This window comes from Pseudomonas sp. Irchel s3h9, from assembly GCF_900187475.1.
GTDB classification, from domain to species: domain Bacteria; phylum Pseudomonadota; class Gammaproteobacteria; order Pseudomonadales; family Pseudomonadaceae; genus Aquipseudomonas; species Aquipseudomonas neuropathica.
Genome location: NZ_FYDH01000023.1, coordinates 55,812 through 82,350 on the forward strand (window position 1 = coordinate 55,812; position 26,539 = coordinate 82,350).

Below are 26,539 nucleotides of genomic sequence, written 5' to 3' on the forward strand. Positions count from 1 at the left end.
GGCCATAAAAAACCAGGCGGCTTTTAGGCCGCCCGGTTTTGGTTGAAAGGTTACAGATGGGTTTCGGCGTATTCGGCCAGAATCGAGCGAGGCACCCCTTGCAGGGTGATGTGCACACCGTTGGGGAAATCCTTGAAGCGTTCGGTCAGGTACGTCAGCCCGGAGCTGGTCGCGGACAGGTAAGGGGTGTCGATTTGTGCGAGGTTGCCCAGGCACACCACTTTGGAACCCGCGCCGGCCCGGGTGATGATGGTTTTCATCTGGTGCGGCGTGAGGTTCTGGCATTCGTCGATCAGGATCAGGCTCTGCTGGAAGCTGCGCCCGCGAATGTAGTTGAGCGATTTGAACTGCAACGGCACTTTGCTGAGGATGTAATCGACGCTGCCATGGGTGTTTTCGTCATCCATGTGCAAGGCTTCGAGGTTGTCGGTGATGGCGCCCAGCCACGGCTCCATTTTTTCCGCTTCGGTGCCGGGCAGGAAGCCGATTTCCTGGTCCAGGCCCTGCACACTGCGGGTCGCAATGATGCGGCGATAACGCTTGCTGACCATGGTCTGCTCGATCGCCGCGGCCAGCGCCAGAATGGTTTTACCGGAGCCTGCCGCACCCGACAGGTTGACCAGATGAATGTCCGGATCCAGCAACGCGTACAGCGCCAGACTCTGATAGATGTCGCGTGGCTTCAGCCCCCAGGCCTCTTGATGCAGCAGCGGTTCCTGATGCAGGTCGAGGATCAGCAGCTTGGCCTCGTCGATCTCCTTGATCCAGCCGACAAAGCCCTGTTCGTCGATGATGAACTCGTTGATGTGCACCGCCGGCAGGTTGTCGATCAGTTGCACTTGGTGCCAGGTGCGGCCGTGATCCTGGCGGGTGTCGACCTTGCTCACGCGGTCCCAGAAAGAGCCGGTCATGTTGTGATAGCCGTTGGGCAGCAGAGACACGTCATCGACCAGTTGGTCGGTGCTGTAATCCTCGGCATCGATGCCACAGGCGCGCGCCTTGAGGCGCATGTTGATGTCTTTGGTGACCAGCACCACAGGCTTTTTCGGATCGCGGGTGTGCAAATCGATCAGTTGGTTGATGATTTTATTGTCGTTCAGATGCTCGGGCAGAATCAGATTCGATTCGGCCTGTTTGCTCATCAGAATTGACAGCAAGCCCTTTGGCCCGCCCTTGCCGCGCTGGATCGGCACACCCAGTTCAACGTCTTCCGGGGAAGCGTCGCCCAAGGTCTTGTCGATCAGCCGGATGGCCTGACGGCATTCGGCGGCAACGCTGTGATGCCCGCTCTTGAGCTTGTCCAGCTCTTCAAGCACGGTCATCGGGATCGCGACGTGGTGTTCTTCGAAATTCAGCAGGGCATTTGGATCGTGAATCAATACGTTGGTATCGAGTACATAAAGGATTGGCTGGTTGGAGGAAGGGCTACGTCCGTGATCATCCATACTCGGTCACCTTTGTCAGAGCCATTGGACGCAATACCTGAGCGGTGCTGCGCCTCGAAGTGACTGCCGAAATCTCACCTGCGGAGATTCAAGTGACTGCAAACAAACGGGTCTTGGAAGACGCCACCTGTGTTGCAGGTTTCGGCGGTCTGTCTTCGTAATACTCCAAAACCGATGACATAAAAAAGTACTTTGACGGTTTTTTTAAGTTTATTTTGCAGAGTGACGAAAAGCCCTTGGCGGACTGCCCAGACCCCGCTAAAGTCGGAAGTCCGCCTGCATCGATTTCTTCAAAAAAATCGCCCAAAGCCCAATGTTTCCGGGCTTTTTTCGTTTCTCAGCGAAAAGCGTCCTGACAGTCTTCCCAACCGATACCGCTCTGCGCGGTTTGCGTGATCAGCCACGGTAACGAGGTCTTCACCGCGTCCTGTTTCATGTTGAAATTGATCACCCCGTGTCGCCACAGCAGCATCAGAGTCAGCACCCTCTGCGCGCTCGCTGTGCCCTTGAGTTTGCCGGCGCCGTCCTGGGCATCGATGTCCCACAGCGCCACTTGCAGGCCTTGTGTGTTGAAGAAACCTTGCGCATCGCTGCGGCGCTGCCCTTCCGGCGGACGAAACAGCGGCACGTAGTTTTCCGGCAACTTGTTCTTCACCAGATCAGCGCTACGCCGCACCGAATCCTGCCAGTCCTGCCAGTGGCTGTGGGAGCGGAACTCCCAACCTTGAACGCCAACGCACTGTTTCGAGAACCCCGCTTGCAGGCTGCTCACCGAACGATCGGCCAGCCGCGCCTGAATATCCTTGCCCAGCACGAAGAACGTGCCGCTCAGGTTCGATTTGCGCAGGTATTCGGTGAGCCAGCCGGAGTTGTCCGGTTGCAGATTGGCGGCGCTGTCGAAGGTCAGCAGGAACAGCCGGTCGTGCATCGCGTCGCCGTTGCGCTCGTAGTCACCGAAACGATCGAATTCGTTGCTGCTCTGCGGCGACAAAGCGGCCTTGCGCAACAACTCGTCGAGGTACTGCACATGGAAGATCCGGCTCGGCTCGGCCCACTTGGTGTAATAACTGTCGTCACTGACGACGAACTTGGCGGCTTGCTCGCGCAGCGTTGGCAAGTCTTCTACAAGGAAGCAGAACGAGGCGTCCTGATCGCAGCTTTGCTGGGCGAAGTTGTAGTTGGCCAGCAGGCGCTGCCAGAGGCGTTGGCGCAGAATGTTGACCGCATCGATATTGACCGTGCGCAAGCCTAGACGCTGCGCCAGAGCGGCCTCGTCCATCGACTCGGTGCCCAGCAGGACACGGGCGAACATCAGGATTTCCGCCCGTGACGCCACGTCAAACAGGGTCGGGTTGCTAAGCTGCTCCGGCCAGGTGCTGCGATCCATCGTCGCCACATCGCCCGGCGCCGCGACGGCACCGAAGCTCAACAGCCACGCGGTGAATAAAAGAACAATGCGCAAAAGGGATGTCTCCATAACAAAACCCGCGCGGCACTATAGCTGATGTGCAAGGCTGAAGGACGCCGCCCTCACCCCAGCCCTCTCCCGGGGGGAGAGGGAGCTGACCGAGTATCGCTTTCGATATCCGCCAATCTGAACTATCGAGTCGCACTCAAATTTTGAAATCAATGAGATCGGCTCCCTCTCCCTCTGGGAGAGGGCTGGGGTGAGGGAAAAATCCACCAGCCGTCGCAAATGCCCGAGCTTACCCATACCTATAACCCCCATAGCTGGAGTCAACACCGACAACCCCCTAGAATCGCCCCCACGATTAAAGGAGACGACTTCATGCTGATGGTGATTTCCCCCGCCAAGACCCTCGATTACGAAACACCGCCGGCGACCCAGCGCTTCACTCAGCCGCAATACCTCGACCATTCCCAGGAACTGATCCAGCAACTGCGCGACCTGACCCCGGCGCAGATCAGCGAACTGATGCACGTGTCCGACAAAATCGGTGGGCTCAACGCCGCGCGCTTCGGCAGCTGGACGCCCGCGTTCACGCCAGACAACGCCAAACAGGCACTGCTCGCGTTCAAGGGCGACGTCTACACCGGTCTCGACGCACAGTCCTTCAGCGAAACCGATTTCGATTACGCGCAAAAACACCTGCGCATGCTCTCCGGTCTCTACGGGCTGCTGCGCCCGCTCGACCTGATGCAACCCTATCGTCTGGAAATGGGCACCAAACTGGCCAACGCCCGTGGCAAAGACCTGTACGCCTTCTGGGGTACGCGCATCAGCGAATGGCTCAATGAAGCGCTGGCCGATCAAGGCGACGACGTGCTGCTCAACCTCGCCTCCAATGAGTACTTTTCGGCGGTGAAACGCACAGCCCTGAACGCGCGGATCATCAACACCGAGTTCAAGGACCAAAAGAACGGCCAGTACAAGATCATCAGCTTCTACGCGAAAAAAGCCCGGGGCCTGATGAGCCGTTTCGTGATCCAGGAAAAGATCAACGATCCGGCCCAGCTCAAACAGTTCGATGTGCAGGGTTATCGCTACAGCGTCGAACAGTCGAAACCCGACAATCTGGTGTTTTTGCGCGACCACGCCCCGGAATAATGCATGCCCAATGCACGACTCTTTCTATAAAGAGTCGTGCAGCTCGCACGATGTCAAAAAACCCTCGCACCTTTTCGCCATTTTAATGGCGCCAGAAAATCCTCCCTGTCTTTTCTAAGATTAGTTTCACTCGACACTGATCATTTTTTTCAGTAGTGGCACCTAACTTTTTTCAGCGTAGTGGCACAAAACTATCTAACGTGATTTTTCGCCTGTTATTAAAGGTCGAAAACGAAAGTGCTATCAAATTGAGACTAGTGCCATCTCTGACAATATTTCAAGAAATTTCAGATTTCGCGATGAGCGGACAGGAACTTCGTCCAAATGCATAGCTCATACCACCGGTAACGATTCTCGCCGAGTTTGTACGAGATAACTTACGCAGAGCAGATAGCCATGTAACCAAGTTGTCACAGCAACTTGCCTAGATGACTAACTAGTCTCAAAACAGACGATGGACAGGAGATACGCACCATCTATATCCCCTACAAAGGCCATGGCCGCGCCCTAATAAACGTGCTCGCCTGAGCACCCAACCGCTTGATTTACAGGACTTTCCTCCTGACATCAAGCGCGCAAGACGATTGCACAAGAGTCTTCTCCAAAGAGGATCGGCTGCATAACAGGGCAAGTCATAACAACAAGGCCTGGTTGCGCAAATCTTGAGTGCACTTATTTAGACACTCGAAACTTAGTATGCCTGCACACGGCACTGTGGCGCCTGTGTGCCGCACTTTCGAGTGCACTAATAAACGCTGAACACCATTAACTCCGGCCTCTAAGGCCTGATATATACAGAGGTAATTGCGATGCGCATCAGCATATTTGGTTTGGGTTACGTTGGCGCAGTATGTGCCGGTTGCCTGTCTGCACGGGGCCATGACGTAGTTGGCGTCGATGTTGCCAAAGACAAGATCGACATGATCAACGCCGGCAAGTCGCCGATTGTTGAACCCGGCCTGGGCGAACTTCTGCAACAGGGTATCCAGACCGGTCGTCTGCGTGGCACGACCAACTTCGCCGAGGCGATTCGCGACACCGACCTGTCGATGATCTGCGTGGGTACGCCGAGCAAAAAGAACGGCGACCTCGAACTGAACTACATCGAAGCGGTATGCCGCGAGATCGGTTTTGTCCTGCGTGAAAAAACCACCCGCCACACCATCGTCGTGCGCAGCACCGTGCTGCCGGGCACCGTGGCCAACGTGGTGATCCCGATTCTCGAAGACTGCTCGGGCAAGAAGGCTGGCGTCGACTTCGGCGTTGCGGTCAACCCGGAATTCCTGCGTGAATCCACCGCCATTGCCGACTACGACCTGCCACCGATGACCGTCATCGGCGAGTTCGACAAGGCTTCGGGCGACGTTCTGCAATCGCTGTACGAAGAACTCGACGCACCGATCATCCGCAAGGACATCGCCGTTGCCGAGATGATCAAGTACACCTGCAACGTCTGGCACGCGACCAAAGTGACCTTCGCCAACGAGATCGGCAACATCGCCAAAGCGGTCGGCGTCGATGGCCGGGAGGTGATGGAAGTGGTCTGCCAGGACAAGACCCTCAACCTGTCCCAGTACTACATGCGCCCTGGCTTCGCCTTCGGCGGTTCGTGCCTGCCGAAAGACGTGCGTGCGCTGACCTACCGCGCCGGTTCGCTGGACGTCGAAGCGCCGCTGCTCAACTCGCTGATGCGCAGCAACGAATCGCAAGTACAGAACGCCTTCGACATCGTTGAAAGCCACGACAAACGTAAAGTCGCCCTGCTCGGCCTGAGCTTCAAGGCCGGCACCGATGACCTGCGCGAAAGCCCACTGGTAGAACTGGCCGAGATGCTGATCGGCAAGGGTTACGACCTGAGCATCTACGACAGCAACGTCGAGTACGCCCGTGTTCACGGCGCGAACAAAGACTACATCGAGTCGAAAATCCCGCACGTGTCGTCCCTGCTCAATTCGGACTTCGATTCGGTGATCGACAACTCCGACGTGATCATCCTCGGCAACCGCGACGAGAAATTCCGCTCGCTGGCTCAGGAAGCACCGCACGGCAAACAGGTCATCGACCTGGTGGGCTTCATGGCCAAAGCCACCGACGCTGGTAAGCGCACCGAGGGTATCTGCTGGTAAAGCAGACGTTGCGCGGCGCCGCACACCGCGACGCCACGCAACCACTGTGTGAACCCGTTGTAGGAGCTGTCGAGTGAAACGAGGCTGCGATCTTTCCGGGAACACTTGAGATCCGAGTGAACCCAGGAAAATCAAAAGATCGCAGCCTTCGGCAGCTCCTACAGGGGGCATCGATAAGCCTGCCTTAACCCCATCGGGCCCGGCCCGAGATAGAGACGGATGCAGATTATGCACAGGCTAAAGCACGGCCTACTTCAGGCCGCCGGTTGGCTGTTTTACCTAAGTTTGTTGATGGGCCTGGCCTTGATGCTGCCCACATCCACATTCGACTCCGAGTCGAAGGACTTCATTTTCCTGATTGGCGCCGTGGGTATCTGGCGCTACTCGATGGGTGCAACGCACTTTGTGCGCGGCATGATTTTTCTCTACATCGTTTACCCGCACCTGCGCCGCAAAGTGCGCAAGCTGGGTAAGGCGGCAGACCCGTCGCATGTGTTCCTGATGGTCACCAGTTTCCGTATCGACGCGCTCACCACCGCGCAGGTCTACAGCTCAGTGATCCGCGAAGCCATCGACTGCGAACTGCCGACCACCGTGGTCTGCTCGATCGTCGAAATGTCCGATGAACTGCTGGTCAAGGCATTGTGGGCACGGATGAATCCGCCAGACCGTGTGAAGCTCGACTTCGTGCGCATTCCCGGCACCGGCAAACGTGATGGCCTGGCCTATGGTTTCCGCGCGATTTCCCGCCACCTGCCGGACGACCGCGCCGTGGTCGCCGTGATCGATGGCGACACCGTGCTCGGCGAAGGCACCGTGCGCAAGACCGTGCCGTGGTTCCAGCTGTTCGGCAACGTCGGCGGCCTGACCACCAACGAGTTCTGCGAAGTGCGCGGCGGCTACATCATGAGCGAATGGCACAAGCTGCGTTTCGCCCAGCGCCACATCAACATGTGCTCGATGGCCCTGTCCAAACGCGTGCTGACCATGACCGGTCGTATGTCGGTGTTTCGCGCCACCGTGGTGACCAACCCGGAATTCATCGCCGACGTGGAAAGCGACTCGCTACAACACTGGCGTCTAGGCCGCTTCAAGTTTTTGACCGGCGACGACAAGTCGAGCTGGTTCAGCTTGATGCGCCTCGGTTACGACACCTTCTACGTGCCTGACGCGGCGATCAACACCGTTGAACACCCACCGGAAAAAAGCTTCATCAAGGCCAGCCGCAAACTGATGTTCCGCTGGTACGGCAACAACCTGCGCCAGAACTCGCGAGCACTGGGCCTGGGTGTGAAACGCCTCGGCGCCTTCACCTCGGTGGTGCTGTTCGATCAGCGCGTATCGATGTGGACCTCCTTGCTTGGCCTGACCGTGGCGATGATCGCCAGCTTCAAGTACGGCACCGCGTTCATCCTGGTTTACCTGCTGTGGATCGGCATCACCCGCCTGATCCTGACGTTGCTGTTGTCGTGTTCCGGTCACCGGATCGGCCCGGCTTACCCAGCGATTCTGTATTACAACCAGATCGTCGGTGCGCTGGTGAAGATTTACGTGTTCTTCCGCCTCGACCAACAATCCTGGACTCGCCAACCCACATCCCTGACCCGTGATCTCGCCAGCTTTCAACGTTGGTTCAACACCTGGTCGTCTCGGACCATGACCTTCTCCGCCGGCAGCATTTTTGTCGCCGTGCTGCTGATGATGGTCTGACCCGCCCCTATTGAATTAACAAGGAAATCGCCCCTATGAATACCGCCGTCAACGCCAACGTAGTGCATGAATCCGAAGCCCAGCGCCAACACGCCCGCGTGAAAATCCCGGCCAAACTGCGCTTCTTCGGTCCTGACCGGACGCCGGTCGAAGCGCGGGTCATCGACCTGTCTGCCGGTGGTCTGGCGTTCAACGCCGGGCAACTGCCGCTGACCATTGGCCAGGTGTACAAGGCGCGTTTGCAATTCGTCATCGACAACCTCGGCATCGCCATGGACGTTGAATTGCAGGTGCGTTCCTTCGACCGCCAGACCGGCCGCGCCGGCTGCCAGTTCCAGAATCTGGAACCGCAGGATATTTCCACCCTGCGCCACTTGATCACCTCGCACCTGGCCGGCGACATCGTCAGCATCGGCGAAGTGCTGGCGACCCTGCAGCGCGACAACTTCACCAAAGCGCGCAAGGTCAAGGACGGCGGCTCCGGCATGACTCCGTTCGGGCGCCTGAAAGCGGTGACGTTCAGCGCCGGTATCTTCGCGGTCGGTCTGGTCGCGGCGGGTTTCATTTTCAAATCGGTGTACGGCATGTACTTCGTCAGCCACGCACAGGCCGGTCTGGTCAGTGTGCCGGGGATGAACATCACCATGCCGCGTGACGGCACCGTGCAGAGCCTGGTCAAGTCCGACGGCGTTGCAGCCAAAGGCGCGCCACTGGCGACCTTCAGCACCAGCATGCTCGACGTGCTCAAGGGTCATCTGGAAGAAGATCAACTGTCCCCGGCCAAGGTTGAAGAACTGTTCGGCAAGCAAATGACCGGCACCTTGACCTCGCCATGCGATTGCACCGTGGCCCAGCAACTGGTGGCTGACGGTCAGTACGCGAGCAAAGGCGACGTGATCTTCCAACTGGTGCCGCGCAACACCCAGGCCACCGTCGATGCGCGCTTCTCCTATCGCCAGTTCGGCGACGTGCGTCCGGGCACCCCGGTGAGCTTCCAGATCGCCGGCGAAGACAAGACCCGCACCGGCAAGATCGTCAGCAGCACCAGCCTGAAAAGCGCCGACCTGTCCTCCGACATCCGCGTACAGATCCAGCCTGACGAGCCGCTCGACAGCAGCTTGGCCGGCCGCCCGGTGGAAGTGAACAGCGACCGCGGGCCGAACCTGAACTGGCTGATCGACAAAGCCATGGCTGCCGGTCTTTAAGTCGAGGACATGCCTGTGACTACTCCACCCATCCTGAAAACACCGCGATCCCTGTGGGAGCTGGCTTGCCAGCGATTGGATCAGCGCGGTATGTCTGATGTACCGAGTCGCCTGAATCGCTGGCAAGCCAGCTCCCACAGAGTTCATGTGGTGTGCTCGCTGGCGCTGGCGGTGAGTCTGGCCGGTTGTGCCGGCCTGCCCGATCAGCGTCTGGCCAACGAAGCGCTCAAACGTGGCGACACCGCCACCGCTGCGCAGAATTATCAGCAACTGGCCGATCTCGGTTACAGCGAAGCGCAAGTCGGCCTCGCCGATATCCAGGTCGACAGCCGCGACCCTGTGCAAATGAAACAGGCCGAAGCGACTTACCGCGCCGCCGCCAGTGTTTCGCCGCGTGCTCAGGCGCGTCTCGGCCGCTTGCTGGTGGCCAAGCCGGGTTCCACCGAAGCCGAGCATCACGAAGCCGAAAGCCTGCTGAAAAAAGCCGCCGCCAATGGCGAAGGCAACACGTTGATCCCGCTGGCGATGCTGTACCTGCAATACCCGCACAGCTTCCCCAACATCAACGCCCAGCAGCAGATCGATCAGTGGCGCAAATCCGGTTACCCGGAAGCGGGTCTGGCGCAGGTGCTGCTGTATCGCACTCAGGGCACTTACGACCAGCACTTGGATGACGTGGAAAAGATCTGCAAAGCCGCGCTCAACACCACCGACATCTGCTACCTCGAACTGGCCACGGTCTATCAGAAACGTGCCCAGCCAGAGCAGCAGGCCGAGCTGATCAAGCAGATGCAGGCCGGTTACAGCCGTGGCACGGTCACCGCGCAGCGTGTCGATTCCGTGGCCCGTGTATTGGCCGATTCGACCCTCGGCAAGACTGACGAGAAAACCGCGCAGTCGTTGCTCGAGCCGATAGCTCCGGGTTACCCGGCGTCGTGGGTGACCCTCGCACAACTGCTCTACGACTACCCGGAACTGGGCGACGTCGACCAGATGATGAAGTACCTCGACAACGGCCGCGCCGCCGACCAGCCACGCGCCGAGCTGTTGCTGGGCAAGCTCTACTACGAAGGCAAACTGGTCCCGGCCGACGCGAAAGTCGCCGAAGAACACTTCCAGAAAGCCGTCGGCCGCGAAGTCGCCGCCGACTACTACCTCGGCCAGATCTATCGTCGTGGTTACCTCGGCAAGGTCTACCCGCAGAAGGCGCTCGATCACTTGCTGACCGCTGCGCGCAACGGCCAGAACAGCGCCGACTTCGCCATCGCCCAGCTGTTTTCCCAAGGTAAGGGCACCAAGCCCGACCCGCTCAACGCCTACGTGTTCAGCCAATTGGCCAAAGCACAAAACACCCCGCAAGCCGATGAGCTGGCGACCACCCTCGCCGCGCAACTGCCGCCCGAGCGTTTGGCCGAAGCCCAACGTCTGCTGCAACAAGAGCAAGCCAGCCGTGGCGCTCTGAACCCGAACACGCTGCAACTGCACGCCCTGCAAGAAGAAGACGGCGAGGAAAAATTATGAAGTTGAATCCATTCGTGAAGGCCGGCATTGGCCTTTCGTTCGCGCTGATCTGGTCTTGCCCGACACTGGCCGCGATGACTGAAACCAAGAACTTCGGCCTTGAAGTGAAAGTCACCGGCCAGTCCGAAGACGACCGTGACCTCGGCACCGCCAAGGGCGGCGACGTCAACGGCGTCGGCCTCGACCTGCGTCCGTGGATCTACGGCGAAAGCGGCGCGTGGAGCGCCTACGCCATGGGCCAGGCCGTGACCTCGACCGACATCATCGAAACCGACACCCTGCAACAATCCGACGGTGAACAAGCCACCGACAACAGTGATCGCAAAACCAAGAAAAACTACCTGGCGATGCGCGAGTTCTGGGTCGGTTACAGCGGCCTCACCCCGTACCCGGGCGAGATGCTCAAGTTCGGTCGCCAGCGTCTGCGCAATGACGACGGCCAATGGCGCGACACCAACATCGAAGCGCTGAACTGGACCTTCGACACCACCCTGTTGCGCGCCAACGCCGGTGTGGCCGAACGCTTCAGCGAATACCGCACCGACTTGAAAGAGCTGGCGCCGAAAGACAAGGATCGCCTGCACGCCTACGCCGATGCCGCCTATCAGTGGACGCCGGGCAACTGGGTCGGCATTCGCGGTCACCACACCCATGATGACGGCAAACTCGATTACGCCGAGCCGGGCGTAGCGCGCGATTCGTTGGATAAAACCGAGAACGGCGACGTCAGCTGGCTCGGCCTGACCGCTGACAGCGACGCCTACAACTGGCGCAACACCAACACCGTCAACTACTGGGGCAGCATCACCGGCATGAGCGGCGACCGCGATACGGTCAACGCCTTGAACGCCGATGGCTCGCGTCCGGCGCAAGCCAAGCGTAGCGATGACGTCAACGGTTGGGCCACCGACATCGGTGTGCGCCTGCGCCTCGATCCGCAATGGCAAGTCGGCGGTGCGTATGCCCGCGCCAGCGCCGATTACGAACAGAACGGTCTGGAGAGCAACCGCTCCAACTACACCGGTACGCGCTCGCGTGTGCACCGTTTCGGCGAAGCCTTCCGCGGCGAAATGAACAACATGCAGACCGCAACCCTGTTCGGTTCGTGGATGGTCAACGACGAGTACGACGCCAGCCTGATCTACCACAAGTTCTGGCGTGTCGACGGCAACAAGCCGGTGGGCAGCAACGGCATCAACGCTGTGGAAAACAACACCGACGACGCCACCGGCGCGATCCTCTCCAGCACCTCGCTGCCGCTTGAAGACGGCAACAAGGATCTGGGTCAGGAGATGGACCTGGTCGTCACCAAGTACTTCAAGCAAGGCCTGTTGCCGGCGGCGTTGAGCCAGTCGATCGACGAGCCATCGGCCCTGGTGCGTTTCCGTGGCGGTGTGTTCAAACCGGGCGATGCCTACGGCAAGCAGGTTGATTCGTACATGCACCGCGCGTTCATCGACGTGATCTGGCGCTTCTGATGCAAACCGCCAAGGGAGTGCCCGACATGATCAGCACCAGGACAGGCTCACTCAGCCTGCTGGCCGGCGCGATGCTGCTGGCCAGCGCCAGCACCTTCGCGACTGTGGAGCCGGTTAAACCGGTGACCACCGCGAAAGAGCTGCAACAAGCCAAGACCTACACGGTCAGCAGCGCGCCGACCGAAGCGCTGAACCTGGCCGCGCCGAAACTGCCGGACATTTCCGGCTACACCGCCGAAGCCGCTGCGGCGAAAATCGTCCGCAGCAAAGCAGGCAAAGTCAGCGTGCGCCGGATGATGCAGGAAGACGCGCTGAAGGACTTTATCGGCGGCGACAACAAGATGGCCGAATGGGTGGTGCGTCAGCACGGCATCCCCCAGGCGATCTTCGTCGATGACGGCTACATGAACCTCAAGGACCTGGCGCAGAAACTGCCCAAGCAGTACTTCAGCGAGACCTCGCCGGGCGTGTACCTGTCGAAGCTGCCGATCGTCGTCGGCCGTAAAGGCATCCTCGAAATCGACGGTCAGACCCAGGAACTGCGCCTGTCGCAAGAGGCCGGTGCATTCATGGTCAACGACGGCCAACTGTTTGTGCGTGACACCAAAGTCACAGGCTGGCGCGAACAGGACAACGGCCCGGCGACCTTCCGTTCGCCGAAGGAATTCCGTCCGTTCCTGCTCGCCTGGGGTGGCACCGAGACCTACATCGTCAACAGCAAGATGGCCAGTTTCGGTTACGCCAACAGTAAGTCGTACGGGGTGAGTATTTCCCAGTACACGCCGAACATGGCCAAGGTGCTCAAGCGTCCTGAACCGACCGGCTGGATCGTCGGCTCCGAGTTCTCCGACATGTGGTACGGCTTCTACTGCTACGAGACCCGCGACTTTGTGGTCAAGGGCAACACCTACAAAGACAACATCGTCTACGGCATCGATCCACACGACCGTTCCCACGGCCTGATCATTGCCGAGAACACCGTGTACGGTACGAAGAAGAAGCACGGGATCATTATTTCCCGTGAGGTCAACGACAGCTTCATCTTCAACAACAAAAGCTACGACAACAAACTCTCGGGCCTGGTGATCGACCGTAACAGCGTCAACAACATCATTGCCTACAACGAGATCTACAAGAACCACACCGACGGCATCACCCTCTACGAGTCTGCCGACAACCTGCTGTGGGGCAACAAGGTCATCAGCAACAAGCGTCACGGCATCCGTATTCGTAACAGCGTGAACATCCGCCTCTACGAAAACGTCGCCATGGCCAACGGTTTGACCGGTGTTTACGGCCACATCAAAGACCTCACCGACACCGACCGTGACATCAAGCTCGACCCGTTCGATGCGCAGGTGTCGCTGATCGTCGTTGGCGGTGAACTGGCGGCCAATGGCAGCGGCCCGCTGTCGATCGATTCGCCTTTGAGTGTCGAGCTGTATCGCGTGTCGATGCTGGCGCCGACCAAATCCAGCGGCATCAGCTTCAACGGCATCCTCGGCGAGCGCCAGGATGAAATTCTCGACCTGCTGGTGCGCCAGCAGAAAGCCGTGCTGATCGACCCTGTCGAACGCCAGACCGAAATGCAGGACTGAGGATAATTTTATGCACCCACACTTGATCAGATTACTCAGCCTGTCGGCCCTGACCGTGGGCATTCTCGCGGCCAGCAACGGTGCGCGCGCCGATGAAGGCGCCGCCGCCACGCCACCGAAGTTCAGCGCCGAACCGTGCTGCAACCTGTGCCCGGCCGCCCATGACGCGAAGAACTACACCACGCGTTATCAGCAGAACTTCACCACCCTGGTGCAGGCGCAAGGTGACTGGCTGTTCCGGACGCAGGAAGACCTGCGTACCGAGTTCAACACCACCCCGGCCGGCTACAAACGCCTGCAACAACTGCACGATGCGTTCAAAGCCAAGGGCGTCGAGCTGGTGATCGTTTACCAGCCGACCCGTGGCCTGGTGAACCGCAACAAGCTCAACCCGCAGGAAAAAGCCGCGTTCGATTACGAGAAAGCGCTGGGCAACTACAAGACCATGCTCGGCCGTTTCGCCAAGATGGGTTACGTGGTGCCAGACCTGTCGCCGCTGACCAACGAATCGCTGCCGGACACCCTGCCCGCCCACGATTTCTACTTCCGCGGCGACCAGCACTGGACCCCTTACGGCGCACAGCGCACGGCGAAAATCGTTGCCGAGAAGGTCAAGCAGATTCCGGCCTTCGCCGACATTCCCAAGCGTGAATTCGAAACCAAGCGCTCCGGGCGCATGGGCAAGACCGGTACCCTGCACAACATGGCCGGGCAACTGTGCGGCACCAGTTACGCGATCCAGTACATGGATCAATTCACCACCGAGCCTAAGGGCGAAGCAGGCGACGGCGATCTGTTCGGCGATTCCGGCAACCCGCAAATCACCCTCGTCGGTACTTCGCACAGCGGCAAGAACTACAACTTCGCCGGTTTCCTCGAAGAAGCCATCGGCGCCGACATTCTCAACGTCGCCTTCCCCGGCGGTGGTCTGGAAGGTTCGATGTTGCAGTACCTCGGCAGCGACGAATTCCAGAAGACCCCGCCGAAAATTCTCATCTGGGAATTCTCGCCGCTGTACCGCCTCGACCAGGAAACCATCTATCGCCAGATGATGTCTCTTCTCGACAACGGCTGCGAAGGCAAAGACGCGCAAATGTCCGCGAGCACCACGCTCAAGCCGGGCAGCAAACAAGAACTGCTGGTCAACAGCAAGAACCTGAACCTGCAGAACAGCAGCCATCAGGTCGACATCCGCTTCGCCGACCCTTCGGTGAAAACCCTGCAAGCCACCCTCTGGTACATGAACGGTCGCCACGAGGACATCAAGATCGAGAAACCGGAAACCTCCGACACCGACGGTCGTTTCGCCTTTGAGCTGCGCACGGACGAAGACTGGGCCTCGCAAAACCTGCTGGCGGTCGAAGTCCAAGGGCCAGAAGCCGGCGCTGCGCCACAGAAAGTCGAAGCGAAAATCTGCAAACGCAACGTATTCCCGGGCGCTGGGCAACAAACCGCTCAGGTCGGGCAATGAGGTCTGCTATGCGAAACTCGAAACTGAAAACTCTTTTAGCGCCGACGCTGCTCGGGCTGGCGATCTTCGCCGGCACCGCGCAGGCCGCCGCGCCACTGCGTCCACCCCAGGGCTATTTCGCGCCTGTGGATAAATTCAAGACCGGTGACAAAAGCGAAGGCTGCGATGCGATGCCGACGCCGTACACCGGGCCGCTGCAATTTCGCAGCAAATACGAAGGTTCGGACAAGGCCCGCGCGACGCTGAACGTGCAGTCGGAAAAAGCCTTTCGCGACACCACCAAAGACATCACCACGCTGGAGCGCGGCACCGCCAAACGGGTGATGCAGTTCATGCGCGACGGTCGCCCGGAGCAGCTCGATTGCACGCTCAATTGGCTGACCGCGTGGGCCAAGGCCGATGCGTTGATGTCGAAAGACTTCAACCACACCGGCAAGTCGATGCGCAAATGGGCGCTGGGCAGCATGGCGTCTTCGTACATTCGCCTGAAATTCTCCGACTCGCACCCACTGGCCCAGCATCAGCAGGAAGCGCAGTTGATCGAGGCGTGGTTTAGCAAAATGGCCGATCAGGTCGTCAGCGACTGGGACAACCTGCCGCTGGAAAAAACCAACAACCACTCGTACTGGGCCGCCTGGTCGGTGATGGCGACCTCGATCGCGACCAACCGCCGCGACCTGTTTGACTGGGCAGTGAAGGAATACAAGGTTGGCGTCAACCAAGTCGATGCCGACGGCTTCCTGCCGAACGAACTCAAGCGCCAGCAACGCGCCCTCGCCTATCACAACTACGCCCTGCCGCCGTTGGCGATGATCGCCAGTTTCGCCCAGGTCAACGGTGTTGATTTGCGTCAGGAGAACAACGGCGCGCTGAAACGTCTCGGTGATCGGGTGTTGTCGGGGGTGAAAGACCCGGACGAATTCGAGAAGAAGAACGGCAAAGAGCAGGACATGACCGATCTGAAAGAGGACATGAAATTCGCCTGGCTCGAACCGTTCTGCACGCTCTACACCTGTGCGCCTGATGTAATCGAGAAGAAGCACGGCATGCAGCCGTTCAAGACCTTCCGCCTCGGCGGCGACCTGACCAAGGTCTACGACCCATCGCATGAGAAGGGCAACAAAGGCTCATAAAGCAAAAGCCCCTCACCCTAACCCTCTCCCAAAGGGAGAGGGGACTGACCGAGGTGGTTGTACGAGTTACGCCGAAATGAAATGCCGAGTTGATCTCAGGCGTTGAAAAACAATCGAGATCAGGCTGCACAGAAATACCGAGTCGATCTCAGGTGTTGAAAAACAACCGAGATCAGGCTGCACAGAAATACCGAGTCGATCTCCATTTTTGAAAACCATGGAGATCAGGCTCCCTCTCCCTCTCCCTCCGGGAGAGGGCGGGGGGTGAGGGCAAGTTTTCAAGGCCCGGCACAACCCTGACAGAAACACCGTTTTGCCCCTCCACTACCACGGGGGGTTTGGGGGGGCTTTGGCCCTTGACTGTTGGTTCAAACATGGAGAGATCGGGATGGTATTTTCATCCAACGTGTTCCTGTTTCTGTTCTTGCCGATCTTTCTCGGCTTGTACTACTTGAGCGGGCAACGCTATCGCAACCTGCTGCTGCTGATCGCCAGCTACGTGTTCTACGCCTGGTGGCGTGTGGACTTCCTCGCGCTGTTCGCGGCCGTCACGCTGTGGAACTACTGGATCGGCCTCAAAGTCGGTGCCGCCGGTGTGCGGACCAAACCGGCGCAACGCTGGCTGTTGCTTGGCGTCGCGGTGGACCTGTGCATCCTCGGCTACTTCAAGTACGCCAACTTCGGCGTCGACAGCATCAACGCGATGATGACGTCGGTCGGTCTTGAGCCGTTCATCCTCACCCACGTGCTGTTGCCGATCGGTATCTCGTTCTACATCTTCGAGTCGATCAGCTACATCATCGACGTGTATCGCGGCGACACCCCGGCCACGCGCAACCTGATCGACTTCGCGGCCTTCGTGGCGATCTTCCCGCACCTGATTGCCGGCCCGGTGTTGCGTTTCCGCGACCTCGCCGACCAGTTCAACAACCGCACGCACACCCTCGACAAGTTCTCCGAGGGCTGCACGCGGTTCATGCAGGGTTTCATCAAAAAGGTCTTCATCGCTGACACCCTCGCGGTGGTCGCTGACCATTGCTTCGCCTTGCAAAACCCGACCACCGGCGATGCCTGGCTTGGCGCGCTGGCCTACACCGCGCAGCTGTATTTCGACTTCTCCGGCTACAGCGACATGGCGATTGGTCTGGGCCTGATGATGGGTTTCCGTTTCATGGAAAACTTCAAGCAGCCGTACATCAGCCAGTCGATCACCGAGTTCTGGCGTCGCTGGCACATCAGCCTGTCGACCTGGCTGCGTGACTATCTGTACATCACCCTCGGCGGTAACCGTAAAGGCACGCTGATGACGTATCGCAACCTGTTCCTGACCATGCTCCTCGGCGGTCTGTGGCACGGCGCGAACATCACCTACATCGTCTGGGGCGCCTGGCACGGCATGTGGCTGGCGATTGAAAAAGCGCTGGGCCTGAACACCTCTCCGCGCAGCCTCAACCCGATTCGCTGGGCGCTGACCTTCCTGCTCGTAGTCATGGGCTGGGTGATCTTCCGTGCCGAAAACCTGCACGTTGCCGGGCGCATGTACGGCGCGATGTTCAGCTTCGGCGACTGGTCGCTGTCGGAACTCAATCAGGCCAGCCTTACCGGTCTGCAAGTGGCGACTCTGGTTGTTGCGTACGTGACGCTGGCGTTCTTCGGTCTGCGCGATCTGTACACCAATCAGCCGCCAGCCAAGAGCAAACCTGAAGTCAACGTCGAGGCCAACGGCCCTGCCACCGCGACCCCGGGAATGATCAAAGCCGCTCCTGGCGAAAACCCGGCAAGCATCCACGAGCCTGGCTACACCGTCGGCGTCGAAGCCCAGGTGCAACCGGCTTACTGGACGGCGGACTGGTCGCGCTACGTGATGCGCGGTCTGATCCTGCTGCTGTTCATCGCCTCGATTCTCAAACTCTCGGCGCAAAGCTTCTCGCCGTTCCTTTACTTCCAGTTCTGAGGGATCTGACATGACCCGCTCATTACGCATCTTCTACATCGCCCTGTTCCTGGTGACCCTGTTGGTCCTCGGTCTGTGGTCGGTTCGCAGCTTCTTCGGCTTCAGCACCAACGCCGATGCGACGGTGCTCAACGGCCGCTGGACCAAAGCCGTGGAAACCCACTATGACGAAGAGTTTCCGATCAAGCGTCTGGGCACCAATCTCTGGGCCGCGCTGGATTTCAAACTGTTCAACGAAGGTCGTCCGGGCGTGGTGCTCGGTCGCGACCAGTGGTTGTACAGCGATGAGGAATTCAACCCGATCGTCAACGAAGAGCTGAACCTGCAAGGCAACTACGCGCTGGTTGAAGGCGTGCGCCAGACCCTGAAAGCGAAAGGCGTGAAACTGGTGATGGCGATCGTGCCGGCCAAGGTTCGTCTGTACCCGGAGCATCTGGGTGAAGTGAAACCGGCGAGCATCCACGAAAACCTCTATCAGGATTTCCACCAACGTGTGGCGGCCGACAAGATCCTCGCCCCGGACCTGCTCAAGCCATTGCAACAGGCCAAGCAGAATGGTCAGCAAGTGTTCCTGCGTACCGATACGCACTGGACGCCGGAAGGCGCCGAGATTGCCGCGAACACCCTGGCGAAAACCATCGCCGACAAGTTCCCGCTGAGCGGCGAGCCGCAACGCTTCGTTACCACGCCAGCGGAGAAGGTCACGCACAAGGGCGATCTGCGTCTGTTCCTGCCGCTCGATCCGCTGTTCGAAAACCTGATGCCGGCGCAAGAGCCACTGCAAAAGCGCAACACCGTCGCGGCTGGCGATCAGCCTGCCGGTGACGACGCGCTGTTCGCCAGTAATGAAGTGCCGGTGGCACTGGTCGGCACCAGCTACAGCGCCAACCCCAACTGGAACTTCGTCGGTGCGCTGAAACAAGCGCTGCACAGCGACGTGGTGAGCTACGCCGAAGACGGCCACGGCCCGATCCTGCCGATGCTCAGCTACCTGAAAAGCGATGACTTCAAGAACAGCCCGCCACAGGTGCTGATCTGGGAGTTTCCTGAACGTTATCTGCCTGTGAACAACGAAATCGGCGACGCCGACCCGCAGTGGGTCGCAGAGCTTAAACAAGCCGGCGCACGCCAACAAAACGTAGCAATCAACACTAAATCCGAGACGCCCGATCGGGCGCAAAACTGAAAGAGAGGTACACCATGACTTTCACTACTACTCCTCGTCGTCTCGCTAAAAGCTTCGCACTGGTTGCTGGCCTCAGCGTGCTTTCCGTCCCTGCCTTCGCCGGTGGCGACGCCGCGCTGTACGGCCCGACCGCGCCGAAAGGCTCGACCTTTGTGCGTGTCTATAACGCCAGCAATGCTGAAGTCAGCGCGACTGTCGGCAGCACCAACCTGAGCGACGTTGCGCCACTGGCCAGCAGTGACTTCAGCTTCATGCCGGGCGGTGATTACAGCGCCAAAGTTGGCAGCCAGACCCTGCCGGTGAAACTGGCTGGTGACCACTACTACACCCTGGTCAACAACGCTTCCGGCGCGCCGCAATTGATCGAAGAACCACCGTTCAAGAACAAGCAGAAATCCCTGGTGCGTGTGCAGAACCTCAGCGACAAACCGCTGACCCTGAAGACCGCCGACGGTAAGACCGACGTGGTGCCGAACGTGGCCGCCAAGGGCCGTGGCGAACGTGAAATCAACCCGGTGAAAGTCAGCCTGGCGCTGTACGAAGGCGACAAAAAAGTCGGCGACGTCAAACCGGTCGCCCTGGAGCGCGGTGAAGCTGCGGTGCTGTACGTCACCGGCAGCGGCAGCAGCCTGTCGCCAGTCTGGGTGAAACGCCCGGTATCGACTCGCTAATTATTTTTCCGATGAGACGCTGCCCCCTGTAGGAGCTGCGGCACGCTGCGATCTTTTGACTTTGTTTTTGAAGATCAAGATCACCAGATCGCAGCTTTCGGCAGCTCCTACAGGGGAATGCGGCGGCCTCTCGGTACGAGACAAAAACAAGAGTGAAACGACACAGCGTTCGTGCCTCTAACCAATCGATTTTATGGAGTAAACAATATGATTCCGGTGATCTTGTCAGGTGGTAGCGGTTCGCGTCTCTGGCCGCTTTCGCGTAAGCAGTTCCCTAAGCAATTCCTCGCCCTGACCGGCGAACACACCCTGTTCCAGCAGACCCTCGAGCGCCTGGTGTTCGAAGGCATGGACACCCCGATCGTGGTCTGCAACAAGGATCACCGCTTCATCGTCAACGAGCAGTTGGCCAATCGCAAACTGGAATGCCAGCGCATCCTGATGGAACCGTTCGGCCGCAACACCTCGCCGGCCGTGGCGCTGACCGCGATGATGCTGGTCAATGAAGGCCGTGACGAACTGATGCTGGTACTGCCGGCCGACCACGTACTGGAAGACCAGAAAGCCCTGCAACGTGCTCTGGCCCTGGCTACCGTTGCCGCCGAAAACGGCGAAATGGTGCTGTTCGGCGTGCCGGCGACCAAACCGGAAACCGGTTACGGCTACATCAAATCCACCGGCGATTCGCTGCTGCCCGAAGGCGTCAGCCGCGTTTCGCACTTCGTCGAAAAACCTGACGTCAAACGTGCCACTGAGTACGTCGAGTCCGGCGGTTACTACTGGAACAGCGGCATGTTCCTGTTCCGCGCCAGCCGCTTCCTCGAAGAACTGAAAAAGCACGACCCGGACATCTACGACACCTGTCTGCTGACCCTTGAGCGCAGCCATCAGGACGCCGACACCATCACCTTCGACGAAGCCACCTTCGCCTGCTGCCCGGACAATTCCATCGACTACTCCGTCATGGAAAAAACCCAGCGCGCCTGCGTCGTGCCACTGACCGCTGGCTGGAGCGATGTCGGTTGCTGGTCGTCACTGTGGGAAGTCAACGAGAAGGACGCCAACGGCAACGTCACCAAAGGCGATGTAGTGATTCAGGACAGCAAGAACTGCATGATCCACGGCAACGGCAAACTGGTGTCGGTGATCGGTCTGGAAAACATCGTCGTGGTCGAAACCAAAGACGCCATGATGATCGCCCACAAAGACAAGGTTCAGGGCGTCAAGCAGATGGTCAACACGCTCAACGAGCAAGGCCGCAGCGAAACCCAGAACCACTGCGAGGTTTACCGTCCGTGGGGCTCGTACGACTCGGTGGACATGGGCGGGCGCTTCCAGGTCAAGCACATCTCGGTGAAACCGGGCGCGTGCCTGTCGCTGCAGATGCACCACCACCGCGCCGAACACTGGATCGTGGTCAGCGGCACCGCCGAAGTGACCTGCGATGAAAACGTGTTCCTGCTCTGCGAAAACCAGTCGACCTACATCCCGATCGCCTCGGTGCACCGCCTGCGCAACCCGGGCAAGATCCCGCTGGAAATCATCGAAGTGCAATCGGGCAGCTACCTGGGTGAAGACGATATCGAACGCTTCGAAGATATCTACGGCCGCTCCACCCCGATCGAACGCGGCGTGTCGGTGAAAACCATCGCGCAATAACTGATCGATAAAACAAGAAGCCCCCGTCCAGCCCGCTGCGTCCCCTATCCGCAGCGGGTTGGGCGGGGGCTTTTTTTAAAACGCTACCGAGCTGAACAGTGTTGCCCTTTTTTCGACAGCGTCCCGATTGATCAATACGAAGTATCGCTGACTGACAGTTTTTTCCTCCGTGTTGAGTCATGAGGACAGGAGCGCGAAAATCTCTTTCCCCGATTCAACATTTTTACGCGGCGCTGATGTTTATGCTTTGCGACTCTCGCCACATCGATTCAGGCAGTTGTTTTACCCGTGTGGGCGTGCGCGGACGGTAACCGCTTGCTTGCTCATCGTCCTTCGCACCTTCGGTTTCTCCATCACACTGGCAAAGGACTTCGATCCTCCGAACAGTTTTCGTTCTCTGGAATAAACCCCGATCGTTGCCGCCCCCTGACTGCTCTGATAGTGGATATCCCAAGACTTGGTTTTGGGTTCGTACTTCATGAAAGCGAAAGCAGTTAGTTGGGTTACGACCTTGCCACCTTCATTATCGAAGCCATAGTCCATGTATTCCATGGCCACACTCATGCCCATTCCATGATCGGCTGATGACAAGCGATTGTATTGGTCTGCCTCTTTATTACCCTCAACATGCCGTACCCTCAAAGTGTTGTCATTCAGCTGATCGACGGTCAGCGAGCAACCACTGAACCCGGGCGTAAAAACGTATTCGGGTTCGGTCCCCTTTGGATGCATCGGTATGTCGATATAACCACCCTGAGCCACCCAATAACCTGACACGGCGCTGGATTGGTCAGGTATTTCCCCGCCAGGAATATCGACAACCTTGATCGCATTGAACTCTCCGCGTACAGGGCCGCTGTAACTTATTCGCTGCATGGAAAATATCAAGCTGGCGCCACCCTGCTTCTTCGCAAGTTGCGAAGCGATGTCCTTGGAATACCCAGCCTTTTGGGGCATGAACAAGTCGGTATTGACGGTCTGTTGACTGAATTGCGGAACCGTTAACGCCTCGCGAATATTGGTCGCTTTGGCGGTGAACGACACCGAGTTGTGCGCTTTACCTGCATCAACAGGAACCGCCCCTGGAATGTCACGATCCGCGCCGACCGCGAGCACTGGCGTCCATAAACCGTTGGCCTGTTTTTTTCGGGTTTCGGCTCCATCCGCATCCTTGTAAGTCAGCGGATTGTTGCGCACCATCCGGTACAGATTAAGACCGTCGATAGCACCCGCCGGATCCGGGTTAAGCCACCGCTGCAAGCCAGGCATGTAATAGCGATAACCGTAGCAGTACAGCCCCGTCGCATCCCGTTCCTTGCCCGAATAACGAATGGTTTTGTAACTGACTTCGGTGTCCTTGCTCCACGCCGTCTCACCGAAGGGATCAAAGGTTTCCTGACTGATAATCCGGGCATCCTTGCCCAGTTCCAGACTGGTCGATCCCAAATGATCAGTAAGGCTGTAGCGATAATGGTCATTGGCACTACCGGGCAGTGCACTTTCCCAATGCAGCACGCGCACACTGTTGAGTACACCCTCGGCGATGATCACTTGCAGCTGTTCTGCAGTACCGGTGTTGCTGCGCAGTTCCAGTCCTGGCAAATAGCGCACGTCGTAAACCAGGCCACGGATGTTTGTCTGCAACGAGCGAGTTTTGCGCACCCTCAAGCCTCCACCGTCGTAGACATATTGTTCAACATCATTGCGCTCATCGCCCCGCTCCACAGGAGTCACCGACTGCAGTTGATTACGCAGACTCCACATCAGTGGCCGCCCAGGCTCCAGTGCCCGCAGGTTGCCTCGGGGATCGAATGCCGCCGTGATTTCATCTTCCGTGGGCGGAACATCATCTCTGTAAGGTAGACAGCGATTGCTGAAAAGAGAGGCTTTCATCTTGCGACCGTTACGCACGCCGACATGAGTCAACTCCAGCAGGTTGCCGGACTCGTCGTAGCGGTAGGTCTGGCGGTAGTTACTCAGCGCCGCCGGATCGAAACGTTGAATGGTGGCTGGGCCTTGGCTCGCAGAGCCCGCCTCCCAGCCGGTTGCATCCCTCAGCTGATAAAGGCTGTCGTAGTTGAAACGACTGATCGGATCGATGCGTTGATTGGCGAAATAGCGGATCGGCAGGGCCTTGTCCTCAATGCTCAGTACGTTGCCCATCGCATCATAGTCATAGAGCAAATGTTGCAATGCTTCACCAGCGCTGTTGGCGGCGTAGCGCTTCAGCAAGCGACCGTCTTCGGGTCGATAAGTCAATGTCGTCACGACGCCATTAATCGCCCGTTCGTACTCGACTTGCCCCTGCGCGTTATAGCGGATATCGCTCACCAGCGTTCGCGGTTCAGATTGGTGCTTCAATTGCAGGTGACTGGCCCGCAAGCGCCCATCGAGTGACAATTCACTGCCTTGGCGATTGCCCCGTGCATCGAGCTGGTCGATCACTTGGCCCAGCGGCCCGAAACGCCATAGGGTTGTTGCCCCCTCGCCGGGTTCCAGTAACCGGCTCCGTTCAGCCACCGATTCGGGCCAGTCAGGAGTCACCGGATCCTGCGTGAATTGCCGGATGTTTTCAGTGCATTGACCGCTGATGGCAAAGGCTTCCAACAACACGCTGCCCGCCGGGTCGTCATGGCGAAGTAGTTGCCCGAGCTGGTTGCGGACCGGGTCAGCGACGCCGGGCTGGCCGTACAGGAAACGTTCGACGCAGCGTCGCGGTTGGGTCTGTCCTTCTTCGAATACCACCATCGGACGCAACAACTGATCGTATTGCACTTCGCGCGAGGTACCGCGGCTGTCCCACTCGAACAGCACTTGCTGAGCGAGCCCGGGCAAGGCGATTTGCCTTCCGGCATCAACGCTGTCCGAGCGCAGTACTTGTCGGCTCAACGCAAACACCGTGGTCAGGTTGGCGCGGACCAGCGAATCGTCTGCGTGCAGGGTCCATAACCGCGGATCCCACTGAGCGACCGGCCGCCCCGCCGGATCATGAAAGGTGCGGTGCACCAGAGCCTGAGCCGGGCCAATCTCTTCGCTGCACCAATAATCGACCGTACGTATCGACAGTCCACGCGGGTCGCGCACCAGCAGTGACGGTGTTTTGCTATGCACGCCCACGATATCCCTCCGCAACCATAGCGTCCTTTTGTCTGCCAGTAGCAAAGCAACTCGAGGCGCACATGCCAACTGTCAGAAATTACAGTCCCGACCAACGGTGCAGTGGTTTGACAGCCGAATGTCCATTCCGACAGCCCTTCGGTAGGATGGTGTGCACGAACTCAAGGAGCGTTCCAACATGTTCATCGGCATTCTGCTGGTCATCACCTGGTTGATCCTGCTGTTGCGCTACCCGGCCAAAGCTTTGCCGGTTTCGGTGGCGGCGGCGATTGGCCTGGGTTTTGTGGCCATGTGGGTGGTGTGGCTGGACAACCGCGAGGTCAAGCAACTGGCGCGTCTTGAGATGCGTATCGCTTACGCCCCGGAACAATGCCCGGCCGATCGTCCGCTGCAACTGAAAATGAAAAACGGCAACGACGTGCCCCTGACCGAACTGCGCTGGCGCATCGCTGCCTACGCGCCGGGCGACACGGTCAATCTGGCCGACAACCAATACACCGCCCCGCGCTATCGTGGCCCCGGCGAATTGCAGGCCGGCGGCGACTGGGAAGACTGCCTGCCGATGCCGCCGCTACGCTCCGGTTATCGCCCGCAAACCCTGGAGTTTCGCGCCGAGCGATTGCAAGGTAGCTTCTCCGACTGATCCCCTCCCACGATTTTTTGCACAAGGAAAGCGCCATGCCCGTTGCGTTGATTACCGGTTGTTCCAGCGGCATCGGCCGCGCCCTCGCCGATGCGTTCAAAGCTGCTGGCTACGAGGTCTGGGCCAGTGCGCGCAAGGCTGAAGACGTGGCGTTGCTGGCGTCGGCCGGGTTCACCGCCGTGCAACTCGACGTCAATGACAATGTGGCGCTGGAGCAGCTTGGCGAGCGGATCAACCAGCAACACGGCGGCCTCGATGTGCTGATCAACAATGCAGGGTATGGCGCCATGGGGCCTCTGCTCGACGGCGGCGTGCCGGCGATGCAACGCCAGTTCGAGACCAACGTGTTTTCGATTGTCGGGGTCACGCGCGCGCTGTTCCCGGTGCTGCGCCGGGCCAAGGGTCTGGTGGTGAATATCGGCAGTGTTTCAGGGGTTCTGGTCACGCCGTTCGCCGGTGCCTATTGCGCATCGAAAGCGGCGGTGCATGCGTTGAGCGATGCACTGCGCATGGAGCTCGCACCGTTCGGCATTCGCGTTATGGAAGTTCAACCGGGGGCGATCCAGTCGAGTTTTGCCAAGAACGCCGGGCATGAAGCTGAGCAGTTGATCAATGAACAATCGCCGTGGTTTCCACTGCGTGAGGGCATTCGCGCGCGGGCCAAGGCGTCGCAGGACAAGCCGACCCCGGCCAGTGAGTTTGCCGCTGAACTGTTGAAGGCTGTGCAGCAGAGCAAACCGCCACGGCGGGTTCGTATTGGTAATGGCAGCCGGGCGTTGCCGTTGTTGGCGGCGTTGCTGCCTAAAGGGTTGCTGGAGTGGACATTGATGAAGCGGTTCGGGTTGCGCGCAAAGCTCTGAGACCGGGTTGACGCTTTCGCGAGCAGGCTCGCACACATTGGATATCTGTCATGCCGAAGGTCCCCTGTGGGAGATTCTATGGTTGAGGGGAAGCCCTCAACTGACTTTTGTCTGGTATTCGCTTTGCCCTTTCAGCAAGGCGAATACCACCCGAGCAAGTTTGCGAGCCAGCATCACCAACGCCTGCGTGGTG

General features: G+C 58.9%; 18 protein-coding genes and 1 pseudogene. 15 read left to right on the top strand and 4 right to left on the bottom strand.

Going from position 1 to position 26,539, the window contains the following annotated elements; all coding sequences use genetic code 11:
- Positions 1-50: 50 nt before the first annotated feature.
- Together CKW26_RS28135 and CKW26_RS28140 are read right to left on the bottom strand one after the other, a co-directional pair.
- Positions 51-1,445 (bottom strand): PhoH family protein, encoded by a 1,395-nt coding sequence (locus CKW26_RS28135; protein ID WP_016985016.1) that lies wholly within the window; start codon positions 1,443-1,445, stop codon positions 51-53.
- Positions 1,446-1,782: 337 nt separating this feature from the next.
- Positions 1,783-2,907 (bottom strand): polysaccharide deacetylase family protein, encoded by a 1,125-nt coding sequence (locus tag CKW26_RS28140; RefSeq protein WP_095050976.1) that lies wholly within the window; start codon positions 2,905-2,907, stop codon positions 1,783-1,785.
- Positions 2,908-3,234: 327 nt separating this feature from the next.
- On the opposite strand from CKW26_RS28140, the gene yaaA reads away from it, so the two are divergent.
- The 13 genes from yaaA (at position 3,235) to CKW26_RS28205 (ending at position 21,726) form a co-directional block, all read left to right on the top strand.
- Positions 3,235-4,014 carry a peroxide stress protein YaaA gene (gene yaaA, locus CKW26_RS28145; protein WP_095050977.1) on the top strand — a complete coding sequence of 260 codons (780 nt, stop codon included), beginning with the start codon at positions 3,235-3,237 and terminating at the stop codon, positions 4,012-4,014.
- 809 nt (positions 4,015-4,823) lie between these two features.
- Positions 4,824-6,140: a nucleotide sugar dehydrogenase gene (locus CKW26_RS28150; RefSeq protein WP_095050978.1), complete on the top strand. Its 1,317-nt coding sequence runs from the start codon at positions 4,824-4,826 to the stop codon at positions 6,138-6,140.
- Positions 6,141-6,368: 228 nt separating this feature from the next.
- Positions 6,369-7,850 (top strand): mannuronan synthase, encoded by a 1,482-nt coding sequence (gene alg8, locus CKW26_RS28155; protein WP_371857746.1) that lies wholly within the window; start codon positions 6,369-6,371, stop codon positions 7,848-7,850.
- A gap of 35 nt (positions 7,851-7,885) precedes the next feature.
- A complete protein-coding gene (locus CKW26_RS28160; RefSeq protein WP_007914303.1) occupies positions 7,886-9,055 on the top strand; it encodes an alginate biosynthesis protein Alg44 in 1,170 nt (389 codons plus the stop codon).
- Between the two features lie 9 nt (positions 9,056-9,064).
- Positions 9,065-10,576 (top strand): alginate biosynthesis TPR repeat lipoprotein AlgK, encoded by a 1,512-nt coding sequence (algK, locus tag CKW26_RS28165; RefSeq protein WP_256579973.1) that lies wholly within the window; start codon positions 9,065-9,067, stop codon positions 10,574-10,576.
- Positions 10,573-12,054 (top strand): alginate export family protein, encoded by a 1,482-nt coding sequence (locus tag CKW26_RS28170; RefSeq protein WP_095050981.1) that lies wholly within the window; start codon positions 10,573-10,575, stop codon positions 12,052-12,054. Before algK ends, CKW26_RS28170 begins: the two co-directional genes overlap by 4 nt.
- Before the next feature lie 26 nt (positions 12,055-12,080).
- Positions 12,081-13,652: a mannuronan 5-epimerase AlgG gene (gene algG, locus CKW26_RS28175; RefSeq protein ID WP_095050990.1), complete on the top strand. Its 1,572-nt coding sequence runs from the start codon at positions 12,081-12,083 to the stop codon at positions 13,650-13,652.
- Between the two features lie 10 nt (positions 13,653-13,662).
- Complete coding sequence (locus CKW26_RS28180; RefSeq protein ID WP_095050982.1) at positions 13,663-15,123, top strand: alginate O-acetyltransferase; 1,461 nt, start codon at positions 13,663-13,665, stop codon at positions 15,121-15,123.
- A gap of 8 nt (positions 15,124-15,131) precedes the next feature.
- Entirely contained in the window at positions 15,132-16,256 is a 1,125-nt protein-coding gene (locus CKW26_RS28185) for a mannuronate-specific alginate lyase (protein ID WP_095050983.1), read from the top strand.
- Between the two features lie 388 nt (positions 16,257-16,644).
- On the top strand, positions 16,645-18,210 hold the full coding sequence (locus CKW26_RS28190) for an MBOAT family protein (RefSeq protein WP_095050984.1): 1,566 nt from the start codon (positions 16,645-16,647) through the stop codon (positions 18,208-18,210).
- A 10-nt stretch (positions 18,211-18,220) separates the two neighbouring features.
- Positions 18,221-19,396, top strand: a complete 1,176-nt coding sequence (locus tag CKW26_RS28195; RefSeq protein ID WP_095050985.1) for an alginate O-acetyltransferase — start codon at positions 18,221-18,223, stop codon at positions 19,394-19,396.
- A 14-nt stretch (positions 19,397-19,410) separates the two neighbouring features.
- The gene (locus CKW26_RS28200; RefSeq protein WP_007914291.1) at positions 19,411-20,067 is read left to right on the top strand and encodes an alginate O-acetyltransferase AlgF; all 657 of its coding nucleotides are present in this window, start codon (positions 19,411-19,413) and stop codon (positions 20,065-20,067) included.
- Between the two features lie 207 nt (positions 20,068-20,274).
- Positions 20,275-21,726 (top strand): mannose-1-phosphate guanylyltransferase/mannose-6-phosphate isomerase, encoded by a 1,452-nt coding sequence (locus CKW26_RS28205; RefSeq protein ID WP_095050986.1) that lies wholly within the window; start codon positions 20,275-20,277, stop codon positions 21,724-21,726.
- A 282-nt stretch (positions 21,727-22,008) separates the two neighbouring features.
- On the opposite strand, the gene CKW26_RS28210 is transcribed toward CKW26_RS28205, so the two are convergent.
- Entirely contained in the window at positions 22,009-24,843 is a 2,835-nt protein-coding gene (locus tag CKW26_RS28210) for an RHS repeat domain-containing protein (protein WP_095050987.1), read from the bottom strand.
- 178 nt (positions 24,844-25,021) lie between these two features.
- Between CKW26_RS28210 and CKW26_RS28215 the strand changes: the two genes are divergently transcribed.
- Both CKW26_RS28215 and CKW26_RS28220 read left to right on the top strand, forming a co-directional pair.
- Entirely contained in the window at positions 25,022-25,486 is a 465-nt protein-coding gene (locus CKW26_RS28215; RefSeq protein WP_095050988.1) for a multidrug transporter, read from the top strand.
- Between the two features lie 35 nt (positions 25,487-25,521).
- Complete coding sequence (locus CKW26_RS28220; RefSeq protein WP_095050989.1) at positions 25,522-26,346, top strand: SDR family oxidoreductase; 825 nt, start codon at positions 25,522-25,524, stop codon at positions 26,344-26,346.
- A gap of 96 nt (positions 26,347-26,442) precedes the next feature.
- Here CKW26_RS28220 and CKW26_RS28225 read toward each other — a convergent pair.
- Positions 26,443-26,539 (bottom strand): annotated as a pseudogene (locus CKW26_RS28225) (IS110 family transposase); the annotation flags it as partial.